This is a genomic window from Ruegeria sp. CDSC002 (assembly GCF_059610905.1).
In genome coordinates, this window is sequence record NZ_JBXWOM010000001.1 from 774716 (window position 1) to 790887 (window position 16172).

The 16172-nt window shown below is 53.5% G+C and carries 12 protein-coding genes and 1 pseudogene; 3 read left to right on the top strand and 10 right to left on the bottom strand.

Annotated features, from left to right (window positions below; translation table 11 throughout):
• Positions 1-3: 3 nt before the first annotated feature.
• From kce to AC2FJE_RS03915, 4 genes are read right to left on the bottom strand one after another with little or no spacing between them, the layout of a single operon-like run.
• The gene (gene kce / locus AC2FJE_RS03900; RefSeq protein WP_109312331.1) at positions 4-936 is read right to left on the bottom strand and encodes a 3,5-dioxohexanoate:acetyl-CoA acetone transferase; all 933 of its coding nucleotides are present in this window, start codon (positions 934-936) and stop codon (positions 4-6) included.
• Positions 936-1730 (bottom strand): SDR family NAD(P)-dependent oxidoreductase, encoded by a 795-nt coding sequence (locus AC2FJE_RS03905; RefSeq protein ID WP_117869601.1) that lies wholly within the window; start codon positions 1728-1730, stop codon positions 936-938. Before AC2FJE_RS03905 ends, kce begins: the two co-directional genes overlap by 1 nt.
• Positions 1731-1735: 5 nt before the next feature.
• Positions 1736-3262: a choline-sulfatase gene (gene betC, locus AC2FJE_RS03910; RefSeq protein ID WP_282168669.1), complete on the bottom strand. Its 1527-nt coding sequence runs from the start codon at positions 3260-3262 to the stop codon at positions 1736-1738.
• On the bottom strand, positions 3259-4380 hold the full coding sequence (locus tag AC2FJE_RS03915; RefSeq protein ID WP_282168670.1) for an aromatic ring-hydroxylating oxygenase subunit alpha: 1122 nt from the start codon (positions 4378-4380) through the stop codon (positions 3259-3261). The genes betC and AC2FJE_RS03915 overlap by 4 nt, the downstream gene beginning before the upstream one ends.
• 482 nt (positions 4381-4862) lie before the next feature.
• Between AC2FJE_RS03915 and AC2FJE_RS03920 the strand changes: the two genes are divergently transcribed.
• Positions 4863-5432: a hypothetical protein gene (locus tag AC2FJE_RS03920; RefSeq protein WP_496754500.1), complete on the top strand. Its 570-nt coding sequence runs from the start codon at positions 4863-4865 to the stop codon at positions 5430-5432.
• Positions 5433-5977: 545 nt separating this feature from the next.
• Positions 5978-6724 (top strand): annotated as a pseudogene (locus AC2FJE_RS03925) (IS5 family transposase).
• 486 nt (positions 6725-7210) lie between these two features.
• On the opposite strand, the gene AC2FJE_RS03930 reads toward AC2FJE_RS03925, so the two are convergent.
• Positions 7211-8890 (bottom strand): BCCT family transporter, encoded by a 1680-nt coding sequence (locus AC2FJE_RS03930; RefSeq protein ID WP_282121420.1) that lies wholly within the window; start codon positions 8888-8890, stop codon positions 7211-7213.
• Positions 8891-9256: 366 nt separating this feature from the next.
• Between AC2FJE_RS03930 and AC2FJE_RS03935 the strand changes: the two genes are divergently transcribed.
• Positions 9257-10189, top strand: a complete 933-nt coding sequence (locus AC2FJE_RS03935; protein ID WP_496760651.1) for a LysR family transcriptional regulator — start codon at positions 9257-9259, stop codon at positions 10187-10189.
• A 136-nt stretch (positions 10190-10325) separates the two neighbouring features.
• Here AC2FJE_RS03935 and AC2FJE_RS03940 read toward each other — a convergent pair whose 3' ends face one another.
• The 5 genes from AC2FJE_RS03940 to AC2FJE_RS03960 form a co-directional block, all read right to left on the bottom strand.
• A complete protein-coding gene (locus tag AC2FJE_RS03940) occupies positions 10326-12059 on the bottom strand; it encodes an adenylate/guanylate cyclase domain-containing protein (RefSeq protein WP_496760652.1) in 1734 nt (577 codons plus the stop codon).
• A gap of 379 nt (positions 12060-12438) precedes the next feature.
• The gene (locus AC2FJE_RS03945; RefSeq protein WP_496758099.1) at positions 12439-13425 is read right to left on the bottom strand and encodes a zinc-dependent alcohol dehydrogenase family protein; all 987 of its coding nucleotides are present in this window, start codon (positions 13423-13425) and stop codon (positions 12439-12441) included.
• Between the two features lie 41 nt (positions 13426-13466).
• Positions 13467-14312 (bottom strand): enoyl-CoA hydratase/isomerase family protein, encoded by an 846-nt coding sequence (locus AC2FJE_RS03950; RefSeq protein ID WP_496758097.1) that lies wholly within the window; start codon positions 14310-14312, stop codon positions 13467-13469.
• Between the two features lie 92 nt (positions 14313-14404).
• Positions 14405-15193: an SDR family NAD(P)-dependent oxidoreductase gene (locus AC2FJE_RS03955; protein ID WP_496758095.1), complete on the bottom strand. Its 789-nt coding sequence runs from the start codon at positions 15191-15193 to the stop codon at positions 14405-14407.
• 12 nt (positions 15194-15205) lie between these two features.
• Entirely contained in the window at positions 15206-16171 is a 966-nt protein-coding gene (locus tag AC2FJE_RS03960; protein ID WP_496758093.1) for a TIGR03571 family LLM class oxidoreductase, read from the bottom strand.
• Position 16172: the final 1 nt, after the last annotated feature.

Genomic DNA, 16172 nt, shown 5'->3' on the forward strand with positions numbered 1-16172 from the left:
TCCTCAAAACCCTACCTGATCGCCGCCTTTTAGTGCGAGCCGCATGCGCGCTTCTGCTGGCGTCGCGACCGTAAGGCCAAGGTTTTCTACGATTGATCGGATGCGCGTAACCTGCTCCGCGTTAGATTTGGCCAACTCACCTTTGCCAATGAACAGGCTGTCTTCGAGACCAACCCGAAGGTTTCCGCCGCGCAATGCACTTTGGGTTGCAAAAGGCATTTGGTGACGGCCAGCGGCAAGGACAGACCATTCGTAATTCTCTGCCCCGAACAGCTTGTCCGCTGTGTTGTGCATGTGGGTTAGATGGTCTGCATCCGCGCCAACGCCACCCAAGATGCCGAACACCATCTGAATGAAAAAAGGCGGTTTGATCAGGCCTTGATCCACGAACCATTTGACGTTGTAGAGATGTCCAAGATCATAGCATTCGAACTCGAACTTGGTGCCATGATCACCACCAAGTTTTTCAATGGCGTAACGAATTGTTTTGAAGGTGTTGGGAAAGATGAAGTCCTCTGTCATCTCCAGGAATGGCTGTTCCCAATCATGCTGAAACTCGGTGTATTTCTGCAGCATCGGAAAGATGCCAAAGTTCATAGAACCCATGTTGAGAGATGCCATCTCTGGGCTAGTCGAAGTTGCGGCCAGCAGGCGCTCATCCATCGACATACCCAAACCGCCGCCGGTAGAGACATTCATCACCACATCAGTGGACTGTTTGATCACAGGCAGGAACTGCTGAAATAGCTCGGGTCGGGGGTCGGGTTTGCCGGTCTCTGGATGCCGTGCGTGCAAGTGAATGATCGACGCGCCGGCTTGTGCCGCTTCAATACTTGCTGTCGCGATCTCGGCAGGCGTAATCGGCAGATGTGGTGACATCGACGGCGTATGGATGCCCCCTGTGGGTGCGCAGGTGATGATGACGGATTTGGGCATCAGAGCTTCATCTGCTGCACTTGTGCAGACAGCCCCCCGTCCAGAACCCACAACTGGCCAGAGGCATACCGTGCTTCGTCGGAAGCAAGCCAGTTAACCAGGTTTGCAATGTCCTGTGGCGTCCCGTAGGTGCGCGTCGGATGAACATCGCGCACGGCCTGTTGCAGCGTTTCAATATTGCCGCCGGCGCCACCAGATCCATCTCCGTTGAAGAAGCTCTGCAGCATTGGGGTATCGATATAGCCGGGGCAGATGGCGTTTACGCGGATACCTTCGGGGCCATGATCGCAAGCCATTGCGCGGGTCAAAGCGTGTACTGCACCTTTGGTTGCGCAATAGGCCGCAAGGCCCGGATCAGCGATGAACCCATCGTAGGAGCCAAAATTGATGAGGCTTGCGCTATTCCCTGTCTTCGCCGCTTCGCGCATCAACGGGATGGCATATTTCGAGGTCAGGAACGTGCCCGTGGAATTAACCGCAAAGCTTTGGTTCCATTCCTCCAGCGTGGTCTCTTCAACCGTTTTTTCGATCTCGATCCCGGCCGCGTTTACTAAGATGTCCAACTTTCCTTGTGTGGCGCGCACATGATCCATCGCCGCAACCGAATCTGCCTCTTGAGTCACATCCAGCTTAACAAAATGACTGCCATCTTCGTCGTGCTGGTCTAACGATCCTTCCGGTGTGAGGTCAGCTGCAAATACTGTTGCCCCTTCTTTTAGGAACCGCGCGACAATTGCACGCCCGATGCCACCGCGCGCGCCGGTCACAAGGGCAATTTTTCCGTTCAGCATCATTGGCTTCAATCCTTCAAAGGCGGATAGCGGTAGCGACTCGCGGCCACCGTCCAATCCAAGTTGTTGCGGACATATTGCTGACTTGCATCAGATGGTGGGTTGTAATCCCATGGCTCGCTGGCACCTGCTTCCATCGCGGCATGTAACGCGCGGCGTGATCTCTGCGTGGCGATAATCTTCTTTCGCAATTCACTACCGTCCCACCGTTCCGCGACTTCGGCTGCAAAGCGGGCTGCCGGGTCAGCATAGTCAGGGTCTGTGGCAACATTTTTTGTTTCCAGCGGGTCAGCGTTTAGGTCGTAGAGCTGCGGCGGGTCGCTGTCACAATGAATGTATTTTAAAGGGCCGCGCCGGATCATGATTACGGGATAGCCCGTCATCTCAGCGCAATACTCACCGATGGCTTCATCAACTGGGTCGTATTCGCCACGGGCCAAAGGCATTAGACTGCGGCCGTCGATCGGCTCTCCGATCATCGTCTCATTACCGCCGCCGATATCGATAAAGGTCGGCAGCAAATCAACCAGTGACACTGCATTCTGCGTTGTCCCCACTACAACGCCCGGCCCGGCCATGACCAGTGGAACGCGCGCAGAGTGTTCAAAGAAATTCATTTTATACCACAGCCCACGTTCTCCCAGCATGTCGCCGTGATCCGCAGTTACAAACACTATGGTGTTGTCCAACTCGCCCGTCTCTTCGAGGGTCTGAATCAGCTCCCCGATCTTGCTGTCGAAGTAGCTGACATTGGCCAGATAAGCATGACGCGCGCGACGGATTTCTTCGTCGCTGAGCGGCACATATGATGCTTCGATCCCATCCATCAATCGACGCGAGAACGGGTCCTGATCCTCCGTCACGGGTGTAAAGGACGGCATGTCGATCTCATCGTCCGAATAAAGATTCCACCATTCAGGTCGCGCAACGTAAGGATCATGCGGGTGAATGAAGCTTACCACCATCGCAAAGGGTGCATCGTTCCCACGTGCTTTGTCTCGGGCCACATCGAAGAGCCAGCGATTGGCGGCAAAGCCAACTTCATCGTCATAGTCGATCTGGAAGGTCGCATGGGCCAAACCGCTTTCCTTGACGGTTTGCATGTTATGATACCACTTATCGATCCGCTCATCTGGCGCTTCCCAATCCGGGGTCCATGCGAAATCCGCGGGGTAGATATCGGTTGTTACCCTGTCTTCGAACCCATGCATCTGATCTGGGCCAACGAAATGCATCTTGCCTGAAAGGCAGGTCCGGTAGCCTAGCGATTTAAGGTAGTGCGCAAATGTTGGCACCGATGCTCTGAACTCGGATGCATTGTCGTAAGCTGCAATGCGGCTGATGTGCTGGCCCGACATAAAGGCAAACCGTGAAGGTGCACAGAGTGGAGAATTGCAGTAAGCCGCATCAAAGCGCATGCCGCGCGCGGCTAACGCATCAAGGTGGGGTGTCTTGGCAACCTTGTGCCCGTATGCCCCAGTGAAGTGCGGTGCCAATTGGTCCGCCATTATCACGAGGATGTTTGGCCGCGTCACGCAGCACCTTTTGCGTAAGCATCCAGGACTAAGCCATGGAAGTGATGTACGGCGTGCTCAGATTTGCCGGAACCATCCGGGTCATTGACGATCCGACCTTGGGTGAACGCAGGTGTGTTCATCCCGCGCTGCACACTTTCGACAAGGCTGATGTCTTCGACCTGAAGAACTTCGTCCAGATAACGAATTGCATCCAACTCCATCGCGTCGGGTTCCGGCGTCTCAAGGAAGAAGTCATAAGTTTCAAGCGTCCGATCTGGCCCAACGGGGATGATGTTCAACACGATCATGCTTGACCGTCCCGGATACCGCATCAGGCAGGTCGTCGGATAGAGCCACCAAACCGCATGGGTTTTCACGGTGGCATTCGACACGTCATAAGCGGAATTCGGACTTGTGCCCGCGTCAGCCATATGGCTGGAGTAAATGCCGTAGGTCGTAACCTTGTAGGTATCCATATCCACGAGGTCACAAAAATCCTTGTGCGCTGTAGGACAGTGATAGCACTCTAGGAAGTTGTCCACGACGTTCTTCCAGTTGGATTTGATGTCATAGGTCAGACGATGGCCAAAAGTGAGTTGATCCACATCCGGTGCCCAATGGCGCACTTCGGTTTCCAAGTTGCCGGATTGTTCTGACAAAGAAGTTGCCATCGGATCCAAATTAACGAAAACAAAGCCGCAAAATTCCTCGACCTGCACTGCATCGAGACAAATCTCGTCTTTCCTGAAATCTTCGAGGTTTTCGGTATGTGGCGCACGGGCCAATTGCCCGTCAAGTTTATAGACCCAAGCATGATAGGGGCACATGATCCGCGTTGTATTGCCTTCGCCCGACAGCAATTCATGCGCACGGTGTTTGCAGACATTATAAAAGGCACGAAGCTTACCCTCTTTATCACGAACAACGGCAATGGGTTGGCCGGCAATAATCACTGTTACAAAAGATCCCGGCTCACGTGTTTTCTCGACATGACATACCCATTGCCAAGTTTTGGAGAGGATGGCGCGAAGGTCTGCATCAAACCACTTGCGCTCGGTGTAGGCAGCAGCCTGCAACGAGCTGGAGCGCGATGGATCAGCATGATAGCCAAAGAAAATTGTATCTGAATCAGTCATGATTGCGCCTCCGACGTTAGGTTAAATCTATTTCAAGTGGGATTCGGAGCTATGTTTAATCAGCCGCTAGTTTGATTATTTTCGCCAAGCATTTGGCTTTCGGGGACACCGTATTAATCCACCAAGCATTGGAATTAGCTGACAAGCGAATGCTGGCCCCTTGCCGGCACCTGTTCAGCGGTCATTCCTGCACATTGCAGCAATCAGCAAAATGGGCCCAACGCGGACATCTGAGCACTTTTTTCGGATGTCCACAAAGCGGCTGCAACCGGACGCCAATACCAGCCGGCACGCGGCAACGTCTGCTTTGACGTCCCACTGACTGCTTATGCGGGAACCGGACCTTGAATTGAACAGGACCTACGTCCGCTGTGCGGACAAAGCTAACTTTCATGTGGCGTGAATACGCACCTCGCTTCTTTCTAACCGACTTGCCCACACTTTGCCTTGAGACATAAGCAATCTTGATAGTATCTGATCCAATGAGAAATCTTCTGGCCACTATCGTCTGTGTTTGCGTTACCCCATGTTTTGCGTTGGCAGATATACCGACGCCTTTCTACAGCAAATCTGCGTTGCTTGACGCTGACAGCTTAATTTTGTGCTCGGATTTTGATGAGATCAACGCTTCGCGTGTCTCTCAGTTTCTCAGCGAACTAGATCAAAACACCGCAACAGTGAATGTGAAGGATGGTCCTAAGCGCCCACCAAAGGCATTAAGTTTCAATGTGTTAGTAGTCGTCACCGGGATTGAAGCTCAATATACTACCGAACAGTGCGCAAGCGACACTGTTCCATACGGAGGTATTGTATCGAACGAGATTGCAACTGCAGCAAAGAGGCTCTTTGAAGATTTGGAGCATCCAAACGCAGCAATAGATGCGGCACTCGGCGAGACAAAATGGGTCAGCTCAAATTTCTACCACGAAGCAGAAAACTGGGTGACTATCGTCATTGCGATGCGAGAGCCGTCCACTAATTTCACGATGATCAATTTGTTCGACCAACCTCATACGGCCTGTGAGCAGAATTCGGCTTGCGTAGAACCGTAGGTTTGGGCTCGAACCAGACCTTCGATGAGGCCGATGGAAACGGCCGCTTTCAAGGGCCGTTTGCCTCCTTCGGAATTTCGATGGGAGAGGCGAGCTTCGCCGACCAAGAACGATTGCGGCATGCGAATTAATCCTGAAATTTGGAGTGCAAAGTTTCGGTTGAATCCGAGTGCACAGTTTTTGGTAGCAACGCCGAATCTTCCCTGCAATTTCGTGCGCCGCAGTGCAGTGTTATGCGCGTCCCTACAACTTATTGTAGGTGCGCCCATAGCTTTGCATTTCGCCTAAAGGTTTGCGTCTTTGGCCCAAAGCTTTGGGCGCAGTGACCGCCCGTTGTTTCTTGAACTCGAAGCTGAATGCTCGCAGGGCTAATTCTTGACTAGCTCCTGGCTCCAGTCGCCATTCCGGTAAAGCTTGCAAAGCCGCTGCTTCTTGGCCAGAGCGGCTATGCCTGATCCGAGAACAGGACTGAAGGCTGCTAGGGTCAGGATGCATTGATTTTCGGTGCGCAAAATGACTCATGGCTCCCAAAACGGAGCGGTGACATGAGCGATCTTTATCGGCTAACCGACGAGCAGATCGCCAAGCTCGTCCCATTTTTTCCGAAGTCGCACGGCAAGCCCCGGGTTGATGACAAACGGGTGTTGAGTAGGATTATCTTGATCAATCGCAATGGTTTGCGCTGGCGAGATGCCTCAAAAGAATACGGACCTCACAAGACGCTTTACAGCCGATGGAAGCGTTGGAGTGAGAAAGGCATCTTAGCGCGGATCATGGCTGGTCTGGCCGCCGAGCACGGCGAAGAGAAGACATTCATGATTGACGCGACCTATCTAAAAGCACACCGCACTGCGACCAGTATGGCCGCGAAAAAGGGGGGTGTGACCGCGTGATCGGTAGAACCAAGGGCGGCGCTGCATGCTATATGTGATAGCCAAGGGCGCCCGCTCAACCTGTTCGCTACCGCCGGGCAAGTCAGTGATGACATCGGTGCTCGGGCTCTGCTCAGCAGTATATCAAACGTGGATTGGCTGCTCGGGAATCGCGGCTATGACGCCGAATGGTTCCGAAACTCGCCGAAAGACAAAGGGATACGTGCGTGCATCCCGGGGCGAAAGCAAGGCAAGACGCCGGTCAAGTACGACAAGCGCAGTTACAAGCGGCGAAACCGCATCGAGATTATGTTTGACAGGCTCATGTATTGGAGGCGCGTGGCGACACGCTTTGACCGTTGTCCCAAGGTCTTCCTCTCAGCCATCGCACTCGCGGAAACCGTCATATACTGTTTATGAATCCGGACCCTAGGTCTCGTCATGTCAATTCCTCATGTAGAATATCAGGCAACCATCGCAGGCCGAAATTAATCTCACGTATAAGAATTGCGGACTTTGCACCCGATCCAGAGACTGTATTAAATTCAAAATAAGTCGCGAAAATAGAGCGCTTGCACTCTCCTCAGTCAGCCACCCGGTGCATCCGAACATCTGCCAGCCGTGACGCTTCTTTCAGCGATTGGTTCGAGCCCAAAGTTCAAATTGCTTCTCGACACACTAAGGTCTGCGATGCGCAGAAAGCGGACTTTTCAAAGTCACGTGTCACAGTGCCACCTGCCCAGTCAGGACGGTCAAAAGCCGACATTCATCGACTCAGTAAACTCCACAGTTTAGATACCCCATTCCTGCCGTTTATGATCGCATAGCAAATTTCAAAATGGATAAGGGTGTCGTGGAAAATGAGGCCCCAGATGTTAACCAGGGCCTCATTGTTTTCTGCGATGCCTATTCAGCTGGCATCGTCGAAGTTTCCGGATCAATTGTTGAAGCAACGCCTGCGGCCTCGCGCCGACCATCATTCCAGATGGCCTTGATCAAAGCGATGCACATAAGAGCCATCACAATCGAGAACGGCAATGCCCCAATCACCATTGCAGTCTGAATGGCACCGGTGCCGCCTGAAATCAGCAACCCCCCAACAACCAGAGCCAGTGCAGCACCCCAGAACATGATGTGCGGGCGTGCCTTGGGACCTTCGTCGCCTGCAGCGTTAATCGTATTCACAATCAAAACGGCAGAGTCAGCCGAGGTGACCAAGAATGTCATCAGTAGAACAACGATGACCACCGCCATAGCCCAGGCCAGCGCTTGAGCAATCGGAGCCAGCATGAATTCTGTCATGGCAAAGATTTTGTCGCCATTCGCTGCGTCCAGGATCACGCCGTTCGCATTGCCATTCAATTCCAGATCAATCGCTGTGCCACCGGCCCATGCAAACCAGACAAAACACATCAGCGAAGGAACGATCATTGCACCCAACACAAACTCTCGGATCGTACGACCACGAGAGATGCGGGCCAGGAACAGTCCAACGAAAGGTGCGAACGCAATCCACCAGGCCCAGTAGAACACTGGCCACCAGCCTTGCCATTGGGCAAGCAGGAAGGATTCCGATCCTTCGACGCCATCAGATGCATAAACGTTGAAGCTCAGCCACGGCAGAGCGACCAGATAGTCCCAAATCCCGACGAAGAAAGCACTTGCGCCAAAGAACGTGGCACCGAAGATGATGAAGAAGCCCAGCAGGAATATCGACAACACCATGTTGATGTTCGACAGCCATTTGATGCCCTTGCCAACACCGGACAGCGCCGACAATGTCGAGGCGCCCATGATGACCAAAAGCGCAACAATGATCCCAAGCGTGGTCGCCGAGCCATCAGCATGTGCCAACCCGCCAATACCGATCCGCGTTAGACCCGCTACGAACTGTTCAACCCCGAAACCCAGAGTTTGAGCAACGCCGAGGATCGTGGCAACAACGGCCACAATATCGATCAGATGACCCAGATTACCGGACAGCGCCTTGCCAAACAGCGGAGTCAGCGACGATCGGATCGTCAATGGTAATCCGCGGCGGTAGCTAAAGAACGCCAGCGCGAGGCCTGCAATGGCGTAACACGCCCAAGCACCAAGGCCCCAATGCAAATAGGACCAGACATAGGCGGTACGAACATTATCCGCCTCGAGGGCGGTTGTGACGCCTTGAATGACTGATGGGTTATTCTTGAAATGCGCGACAGGTTCCGCAACGGCCCATGTCAGCATTCCGACCCCGATCCCGGCGCCAAACATCATCGAAAACCATGAGAAGTTCGAGAATTCGGGCTTTTCACCTTTCACACCCAGGTTTAGCCGCCCTGCTGTGGGCCAGATTGCCAGCCCAATACAAACGATGACAAAAGCTGTTACGACCCAGATGTACCAAGCGGCAAATTGAGCCAGAATGGCCGCGTTCCAATCGCCCAAGACCCTGCCAGCTTGTGTAGGCCACACAATACACCAGACCACCAACAAACTGATTATGATCTTACTGATTACCGTCACGTTGACGCTGAACCCCCGATAAAAACCGTTGTCAGCGGTTTTGATCGGAAGTTCCGATAGTGGAGGCTTAACTGCCATATTCATTTTCTCCCTATTGCTGATCAAGCAGATTGCAAGATCAGATTGCTCTGCCATGAATGTCCATGCTGCGCTTGGAGCAGCCACAATCCGTGTCGCCCAACCGAAGCCAAAGAAAAGCGGCGAATTAGGTTCTGCATGCACAGTCTGTTAAATGGCAATCGCCCCACCGTGCAGACGAGACACCCCATCCAAAGATGCCCTCAGTAACCCTACCCACCTGCATTGCCATTGCAGGCTGAACCGTCTGGTTGCGTCTGTGGTCTGTCATAACTCGGTCCCATGTTTTTCTAACCGGGTCGGAAAATCACCCTTTGACAAAGTTTTTGGTACATATTCGAGTGGTTTTGCAGTAGCTCAGTAATTATGAGTGACATTAACCAGGCTAATATCAATCTCAGCCGTAACCTTGTTGCGCTCTATGCGTTTGAAACGGTCGCAAAACACGGGAACTTCACAAGTGCCGGAGAAGCGCTTGGCTTGACCCAATCCTCGATCTCTCAACGGATCAAAGGCTTGGAGATCGATCTGGGCGTAGTACTTTTCAAACGAGAACACCGAGGCGTTTCGCTAACGTATGAAGGGCTCAGGCTTCTCAACGTGGTCAAACCAGCAATGACACAAATGGGCTATGCAGTTGGTTCATTACTGGAACGTAAATCCAAACCAAGGGTTCGGATTTCTGCCGACTTCGCCTTCTCTACGTTCTGGCTATTACCGCGTCTGGCCTATTTACGTGAGGAACTTGGGGACGAGATTGAAATTCAAATTCTGGCATCTACCGTGCCACCAGGCCTGGACGACCCGGATTGTGACATACAGATCCATGTCGCACCTAGGAGCCAGATTAGACCTGGTGAAATTCTATTATTGGAAGAAATCGTCGCGGCAGTTTGCAGCCCCCAGCTATTAGAAAAGATAACACCAATTCGATCTTCGACAGACCTACTGGATGTTCAACTTCTAAGTTTATCAAAACCCGCCACCGCCGAGTGGCAAACCTGGCAGGGATGGTTTGATAACCTGGGCATTACAGGCGAAAGAAAGAAAAACTACATCAGCTTTAACAACTACGACATGGTCACACAGGCTGCTTTGGCAGGAGATGGCGTCGCGTTGGGTTGGATCGGCCTAATTGATGGCTTGCTCAACAATGGTTCGCTTGTGAAAATCACAAATGACGTAGTCATAAGCGACGCTGGCTACGTCATGTCGCGGGACCCGGCCAATTTGGGTCGCGGTCCTCGCATGGTTTTCGACTGGATCGCGGACCAGGTTTTCTCATCGCCTTCGGCATAGTGCCCTGCATCGGCAGTGAAATCACATCTATCTTAGTCGATACTGTGCCTGATCCAAGTTTCCGATTTACATATGAAAGCGCCGCGCAATTTCCTGGCAGCCTAAGCAATCTTCTGATCTCTGCAATACTGCGACGTTATTCTGGTAGACCCGCTTTTAGCATAGCATCCGCCCAGAACTTGCGCAGGGCGTCAGTCTTGTAGACGGTGTGGCCGGTATAGGTTTGAACTGAAAATTGCGGATCGATGGAAAGAACGGCCTCTACCGCTTTCTTAGCGTTTTCAGTGTCATCAAAATCAGCGTGGATCGCGGCCAAACGGACTTGGCACAAAACGGTGCCAGGCAGGCGGGTTTCCAAGTGCCGGTAAAGCGTTCTTGCCTGCTCCAGCTGCCCTAACCCGCGATAGGCATCCCCCAAATGGCTGAAATACCAGTCTGGGCTATAGGGCGACAGCCGAATAGCCTTTCGCATGCTGTTCAGGCTTTCCTCAAATTCACCACAACTATTGTACGCAATTGCCAGCATGGCATGAGAAAGCGAGACACTCGGTTGCCGTTCGATAGCTTCGTTGCAGAAGGCTTTGGCTTCATCAAAACGAGATTGGTTTGTGAAAATATATCCTTGCAGCGCATAGACATCAGCTGAGACATCGTTCCTCTTTAACAATGCATCGCAAATTGACTGGGCCTCGTCAGTTGACGCCTTTGGGTCTAGATGGAACCCAAGGCGGGCACCAGCTTGCAACGCCCACCCAAGGCCCGTTCTGAATGACGAGTTCTCGGGGTCAAGCTCAACTGCTTTCCGGTAAAGCTGAATCGCGGAGAGGTTCCCTTCTTTTGTAAATTTGTATTGTTCACTGATGCCACGCATCATCAAGTCCCACGCCTCAAAGTTAGGCGCTTGATCAGCCCAAAGTCTCAGCTCTTGTCCGTGTGTAAGGTTGACTGCCAATGAAACGGAGATTTCGCGTGTGATTTCATCTTGAACTGCAAAAATATCTTCAATCTGACGGTCATACCGGTCGGCCCATAAATGCGAGCCGGATTGACATTCAATAAGCTGCCCGGTGATGCGAACCCGCTGCCCCGCCTTTCGGACACTCCCTTCAAGGACGAAACGAACACCTAATTCCCGTCCGACCTGTCTTACATCGACAGACCTTCCTTTGTAGGCAAATGTCGAATTGCGCGCCATCACGATGAGACCATTGATATGCGACAAGGCAGTGATGATGTCTTCGGTAATTCCGTCCGCGAAGTATTCCTGCTCTGGGTCGCCTGACATGTTTTGAAACGGCAGGACAGCGATTGACGGTTGGTCCGGCAACTCCAACCGCTCACCCGTCAGAACTTCGTAGAACTCAGGTGACAGGCGCGCCGGGTCGAGATCGATGCTGTAGGCCCCAATCTTATGTTCGATGTTTCTTAAGTTTTGCTCGCCCAGATCCCTGAAACTGCCAGAGACCTTTCCTTTGATCTGACGGTATACATCTTCGGAAATGCAGACGCCTCCAGGTTCTGCGATTGCTTCCAATCTTGCGGCCACGTTGACGCCTTCCCCAAAAATATCGGAGCCTTCGGAAATCACATCTCCCAGATGAATACCGATCCGCAACTGAATGGGTTGCCCATGGGGGGCGTCAGGTTCTCGGTCCTGCATAGCCCGTTGAATGGCGACAGCGCAGTCCGCCGCGTCGACCACACTTGTGAATTCGGCCAACAGACCATCGCCCATCAACTTGACAATTCGCCCACTGGAATCGCGTATTTGGGGTTGAACCAATTCAGAAAGCAGAAGGTTTAGACGCCGAATTGTGTTTTCTTCATCGCGCCCCATGAGGCGTGAGAAGCCGACGACATCGGCTGCCAATATCGCCGCAAGTTTCCGCTTCACAGTCAGCCCTCCGCGAAAATCACGTTAGAGGTAATACCCGTCGCGGTCTACATTCGTGCCACCCCTTAACGTCTGCTGTTCTATCGCGAAGACCCTTGTTGAAGCCAATAATAATATGGCCACCAAGGCTCCGTACGGCCTGAATTCAACTTTGGGAATTCGAAATCAAAGACCGCTTTGGACTGCCTATCGGTCGCTGTTACAGGGTGCAGTGAACTTCAGCAACGGGTCTAAAGTAACCTATGCTGGAGTTTGCACTGAAGTCAGCTAAGCACTGAAAGGCGACATCAATTGCAGCTCAAACTGAGTTGGTGCGCAAGGTCATCATACGCGCACCAACCCCAACCGGATCGGATCATAGTTCCACAACGACTTTTCCGACCGCACCTCCATGCGTCAGATGCGCATAGGCGGCTTCGACATTGCCCCACCCAAACTTCTGTTCGTCGACAATTGGCTTGAGCCTGCCAGAATCCACCAGATCCGCCAACGACCGCAAGATGTCTCCATGGGTTTGCCGCCCGACATCGTGCATCATTGGGATCAGCATGAAAACGACGTGCAGAGACAGACCTTTGAAATGCGCAGGCGTCAAATCAATCTCGACCATCGCGACCGTTGAGGCGACATGGCCATTGAGCCTGGCGGCTTCGAACGAGTTCGTCATGTTCGGCCCGCCAACGCTATCAAACACCACATCGAAGCCCACGCCATCAGTATGCTCGGCAACATAGTCCTCGACTGTTTGCGTTGTAAAATCTAAGGGACGCGCACCAAGACCCTCGATCAAGGACAACTGATCTGCGCCGCGGCCTGTCGCGGACACGTTTGCGCCAAGATGACGGGCGATTTGAACCGCGACATGACCAACGCCACCTGCACCGCCCTGAACCAGAACAGTCTGCCCTTCGCCAACACCGGCGCGGGTTAAACCTTCGTAGGCCGTGATGCCGACGAGAGGTAGAGCGGCGGCTTCCCGCATGCCCAGAGTCTTGGGCTTATGTGCAATCAGGCGGGCATCTGCATTGATGTACTGTGCCAGAGAGCCGGGAAGGTCCATCAAACCACCGGCGCAGCCGAACACCTCATCGCCTATGGCAAAACCTGACACGCCTTTGCCAATTGCGATGACCGTGCCAGCAAAGTCCATACCAAGCACAGCCGGCAATTTGGGGGACAGGGGCAGGTCCGCGCCCATGCTGTGGATCATTGTATCGACGGTATTGACGCTAGTCGCGACCACTTTGACGACCACATGCCCAGGTGTCGCGACCGGATCGGGCACTTCACCAAGCTCGAACGGTGCATCGGGTCCGTAGGTATTCAAAACCATTGCTTTCATTGGGGTATTCCTTTTCTTCCGTGATGATTTGGTTCGGGGGATCAGTTGATGTCCTGCACCTGCATCACCAGATCGCCCCACTTGCGCTGGTTTTCGATGTCGTGTTCCAGACCTTGTTCATCCGCGATGGTGAACCGTTTGACCGCCGGAGTTTTGCTGGTGGCCTGATAGAGCCAATAGGCTTCGGCCTTCAGCGCCTCATCAATCGGTTTGTCGATGGATTCATAAACCATCTGTTTGCAGGCATTGATCGACTCTGCCGGGAATTGTGCGATCCGTTCGGCAAGTGCGGTCACATACTGGCCGATTTCATCCGGTTCCAGAGCCTTGTTGATGGTGCCCAAACGCTCTGCATCATCCGCGTCGTAGTCTTGCGCGCTCAGGATGATCTCAAGCGCTTTTCCAAGGCCGGTCTGACGCGCCATGCGCGAAGCGCCGCCGCCGCAGGGCAGAATGCCCATTCCAACTTCCATCTGCATGAACTTGTACTTGCCCCGCGCTGCAAAGCGCATGTCGAGGGCCAACGCCAATTCGTGCCCACCACCACGTGCAAACCCTTCCAGCTTTGCGATAGTTGCCTGCGGCACCTTACTGATCCGCTCGCAGACGGATTGCAGATCCAAAAGCTGCGCATCCTCGCGGGATACTGCCTCGGTCGACATGTCCTTGAGCAGGTCGGTGTCGTAGTGGCAGACCCAGATTTCCGGATTGGCAGATTGAAAGATTACGACCTTGGTATCGCGATCACGCTCCAGCCGCATGGCCAGACTGTTGAGATCTGCCAGCATTTCCTGACCCTGCACATTCACGGAGCCAAAGTTGAATGTCACTGTCGCGATTCCGTTCTCAACGGCTACGTCAAAGGTTTGATAGTTCTCGTATTTCATCAGGCAGTCCTTTCTTGGGCCTCGACGCGGCATGCGCGAGGGTCAGGGGAGAGTTAATGGTGGAAGTACGAGGCGCTTTCGCGCCGCGTTGGTCAGGCAGTCTGGCTGATCAAGCCTTTAATTGTGTTCATGACGTCGGCAACGTGACCTTTGTCCAGTGCCGCAGCATGCGGATTTGCGAAGGCCCCACTATCATTGTCGAAATATGCACCCGACGCACCAGCGAACCGCTCACCCAACGCCGCATCAACAAGAATATCAGCACCTATGCTCATGTCGTTCCCGGCAACGCCGAAGCCCTCTCTCACCATTTTTGAGGCCAATAGTGATCCGGGATTTACAGCGACCATAACCGGAGCCTCGGTTTGCGATATCGCCCATTCCCGGGTCCAGATGGTGATAGCCAGCTTGCTTTGAGCATAGGCTTCCATATCCGCCAGCGGAACATTGCCTTGCATGGCCTTGATGTTCACCGGGGCCTGTGCTGCCGATGACAGATTCACGACCCGCCCGTCGGTGGGAATGATCGGCAGTAGCAATTCGGTCAAAAGGTATGGTGCGAGCGTGTTCACCACAAAGCGGATATCCTGCCCATTCTCAAGCACGGTTTGCGGGGCTTTCAGCACACCTGCGTTGTTGATCAATACATCCAACCTGTCATGTTCGGCCCGTATGCTTTCGGCCAGTTTTCGAACCGCGGACAGATCGCTCAGATCAGCGGCATAGGTTTCGACATCGCCTCCGACAGCGGCAGCTGCGCTCTCCAATTTGGGTACACTGCGACCATGCAAAAGCACTTTGTGCCCATCGGCGGCCAGCTTCTTTGCTGTGAGCAAGCCAATGCCGTCGGTCGAGCCTGTGATGAGAATAGTTTTGGTCATCGGTCTGATCCTTTAGGAAAAGTCAGACAGCAAAGTGTCTGCCAGGTGTTCGAGGGTTGAATCGATAGATGCTTGATTGAACCGAAGGTTCAGGGCGACGTGATTGACCCCGAGCGTTTCAACCTCGCGCAGATAGCTGCGAAGGAAATCGGTGCCAGACTGAAACCCAAGATGGATTGGACGCGGAGGCGCAGCGGGGTCGGCAACGACATCGACATAAAGCGACTGCAGGACGGGCTTGTCCAGTTGGCCCGCTTCCCTAACGCGTCGTCGGTAATCCGCGATGACCTGCCCCTGGGCAGACGCATTGCGCGGATAGGTCATCCAACCGTCGCCGTTCTGCGCCACCCAATCGGGAGATTGCTGGCTACCGCCGGTAATAAGCATCGGCAGGCGTGTGCCATGCGGCTTTGGCAATAGGTCAATACCGCCAGACAGCGTGCCCTGAGCGCTTTCATACTTGGGATAGGCCGTTCCAACCGCGCGAATGTAGTCAATGCAGTCGCGGAAACGTGCCCCTCGGTCGTCAAAGCTGTGGTTCATCGCCGGGTACTCCTCGGGGCGGTCACCTGAAGCAACGCCCAACAGCAACCGACCACTCGAGAGCATATCTGCGGTTGCCGCTGCCTTGGCCACATGCGCGGGGTGACGCAATGGCAAGATGACACTCGACGTTCCAAGCGCAATCCGGTCTGTCACTGTTGCCAGAGCACCCAGATAAACAAATGGATCGTAAACTTGTCCGGGATCACCAAAGCTTGGAACATAAAACGGCACGTCGCGCAACCAAAGTGCTGCAAACCCAAGTTCCTCGGCTTTCTGAGCCGCTTTCAGGTGTCCCCGTAGCGTCGGCTCTGCGTCGACGGTATAGGCTTCGAGAGGCAATACAAGGCCAACGCTCAGTCGTCCGGGACGGAACACCCGGTTGTAGGCCACGTTGATCTGGGCAAACTCAGTAGGCTGCACTTTATCCAACATC

Bases quoted from the DNA above. Each gene is read 5' to 3' on its own strand.
- kce (WP_109312331.1), bottom strand. From the start codon at position 936: ATGCCCAAATCCGTCATCATCACCTGCGCACCCACAGGGGGCATCCAT.
- AC2FJE_RS03905 (WP_117869601.1), bottom strand. From the start codon at position 1,730: ATGATGCTGAACGGAAAAATTGCCCTTGTGACCGGCGCGCGCGGTGGC.
- AC2FJE_RS03915 (WP_282168670.1), bottom strand. From the start codon at position 4,380: ATGACTGATTCAGATACAATTTTCTTTGGCTATCATGCTGATCCATCG.
- AC2FJE_RS03920 (WP_496754500.1), top strand. From the start codon at position 4,863: ATGAGAAATCTTCTGGCCACTATCGTCTGTGTTTGCGTTACCCCATGT.
- AC2FJE_RS03930 (WP_282121420.1), bottom strand. From the start codon at position 8,890: ATGGCAGTTAAGCCTCCACTATCGGAACTTCCGATCAAAACCGCTGAC.
- AC2FJE_RS03935 (WP_496760651.1), top strand. From the start codon at position 9,257: ATGAGTGACATTAACCAGGCTAATATCAATCTCAGCCGTAACCTTGTT.
- AC2FJE_RS03945 (WP_496758099.1), bottom strand. From the start codon at position 13,425: ATGAAAGCAATGGTTTTGAATACCTACGGACCCGATGCACCGTTCGAG.
- AC2FJE_RS03950 (WP_496758097.1), bottom strand. From the start codon at position 14,312: ATGAAATACGAGAACTATCAAACCTTTGACGTAGCCGTTGAGAACGGA.
- AC2FJE_RS03955 (WP_496758095.1), bottom strand. From the start codon at position 15,193: ATGACCAAAACTATTCTCATCACAGGCTCGACCGACGGCATTGGCTTG.
- AC2FJE_RS03960 (WP_496758093.1), bottom strand. From the start codon at position 16,171: ATGTTGGATAAAGTGCAGCCTACTGAGTTTGCCCAGATCAACGTGGCC.